This is a genomic window from Pantoea stewartii subsp. stewartii, from assembly GCF_008801695.1.
Taxonomy (GTDB): Bacteria; Pseudomonadota; Gammaproteobacteria; order Enterobacterales; family Enterobacteriaceae; genus Pantoea; species Pantoea stewartii.
Genome location: NZ_VZPF01000181.1, coordinates 1 through 1,820, shown reverse-complemented (window position 1 = coordinate 1,820; position 1,820 = coordinate 1). Strand labels below are relative to the sequence as shown.

4 protein-coding genes are annotated in these 1,820 nt (G+C 40.0%); all 4 read right to left on the bottom strand.

All coding sequences use genetic code 11. From position 1 onward, the window contains the following. Positions 1-204: 204 nt before the first annotated feature. A complete protein-coding gene (locus F7Q90_RS25450; protein WP_044243562.1) occupies positions 205-534 on the bottom strand; it encodes a hypothetical protein in 330 nt (109 codons plus the stop codon). A gap of 97 nt (positions 535-631) precedes the next feature. Then, positions 632-850, bottom strand: a complete 219-nt coding sequence (locus F7Q90_RS25445; protein WP_044243560.1) for a hypothetical protein — start codon at positions 848-850, stop codon at positions 632-634. After that, positions 840-1,109, bottom strand: coding sequence for a hypothetical protein (locus F7Q90_RS25440; RefSeq protein ID WP_237166147.1), 270 nt, complete (start codon positions 1,107-1,109; stop codon positions 840-842). The genes F7Q90_RS25445 and F7Q90_RS25440 overlap by 11 nt, the downstream gene beginning before the upstream one ends. Positions 1,110-1,118: 9 nt before the next feature. Beyond that, entirely contained in the window at positions 1,119-1,661 is a 543-nt protein-coding gene (locus F7Q90_RS25435) for a hypothetical protein (protein WP_044243557.1), read from the bottom strand. Positions 1,662-1,820: the final 159 nt, after the last annotated feature.

The window sequence follows — 1,820 nt, the reverse complement described above, 5'->3', positions numbered from 1 at the left end:
ATTTTTGGCCTGCTCCTGCTCTGCCGGACAATATGCAAAATCAAACCAATTTTTCACATTACTGATAACCTGCTCGTTATTGCACCCACAGCTTTCAAACCAGAATTTCACATTGCGTTTCAGGGAAACCACTGCGCTAAATTCTCTTTCCATTGTTCTTCCGTTCTCTCCGATAGATGGAGAGGCATCCCCCTCCCTTTAGTTTCAATAATAAGAAGTGAAGCGGTGTTTTTTGCCCGGTGCTGTTTTATAAGCAGTTTCAAAATCTTCTATCTTGATTGCGAGTTCGTTTAAGAAGACTTTAACCTGACGCTTCAGACATTCACCAGTGAAATCATCAAGGACAGGGATCTTATATCCAACCATTGAATCGGTAAGGTGAGTAGCAGCGCGAATTTCTCGTACAGTGACGGTTTTCTTACCGTGAGTAGAAACTACCTGATAGAAGTTAACGTTAGTTTGCTCATAACCCCATGATGATGCAAATACATCACCAACTGAAACAGTGCCGTTATTAAAAACTAATACAGTCATATAAATCTCCCGCCCGTTTGGGCTACTGGATAAGGTAGGGAACCATTCCTAACCAACAAACTTATTATACCATCAAATGATGGTATGGCAATATAATTTATTCCCGCTTAATTAGTTTATAATCAGGATGTTCATCAGCCAGCAATAATAACAATTCGTAAGTCCCAGCAGCCAAACCTCTTGACGTTTTCCCAGATGTTTCTTTAGCTTGCCAGGCTGATAACGTAAAACCAAACCGTTCTGCGGCCTCCTGTTGCGTAAAGCCAGCCTTGATACGAGCTTGTTTCACCTCTTCAGGTGTAGGTTTAAAAATCATGATTTTGTACCTTCAAAATAGTTTCTGTATAGAATTCCAATAAAATTGGGTCTTCAATTTCATCTTTAACGTTACTGAATTCTTCAGAATAAAAATATTTCTTAAAAAGAACCTTTTTAGTTGTTTTTTTATCGACTTCTTTTGAGCGTACCTTCATCAGTTTTTCAAGTTCAATAAACAAACGTGTTGCATCTTCAGACACAACAATCCTGTATGTTACATTACCTTTGTTTTTTCTGTCGCTAAGGACTTGATTCATTTTTTTGCCTCATAACTGTTTAATAAACCCCGCTACCTTTATGAGCTGATCCACACTCAGGCCACGAATTATCATTTCATATCCGTCGCCCCGTTCTGATACGTTACCATCTAACCCATTCTCAACTTTAAAACCGGTCAATGTCCCATGCCAGCTATCAAGATGCATTAAACGAGATAGCATCCCTTTCAGAATCTGAATTTGATCGCGTTTTCGCTGTAACTGTTGTTCATATTCTCGCGCAATATCTACATTCTCTAAAGCATCCGTCAGGATTTTCTTTTCAATATCGGCGGCGATTTCTACAGGGTTACGTTCTGGCGATACAGTGCAAGTATGGTAAGGGCCTCGCCAGCTTCGACTTTCTACGCTTCCGATGATAACTAACCTTCCTTTCTCCATTCGAATATGTATAGAGAAATTTTTATACTGAGGCGAGGTTAGCTTTATCCTGTACTGGCAATCATCGAGCAGATTTACACGCCAGCCGTTCCCAAGGATTCGACAAACGATTTCAAAAACAGGCTGGTAGCGAACAAAAAATGATTTCATATACTCACCATTAAAATAATGGGGGCTTTCGCCCTGACGAATCCCCACAAAAATGAGACAGACATAGCAAGATGTGATCTACTGATTCTTCCACAAATTCAATGGGATCACCGCTATGCCTGCCCGTAAAGTATGTCAGAATTTTTTTCAGGATGCTCT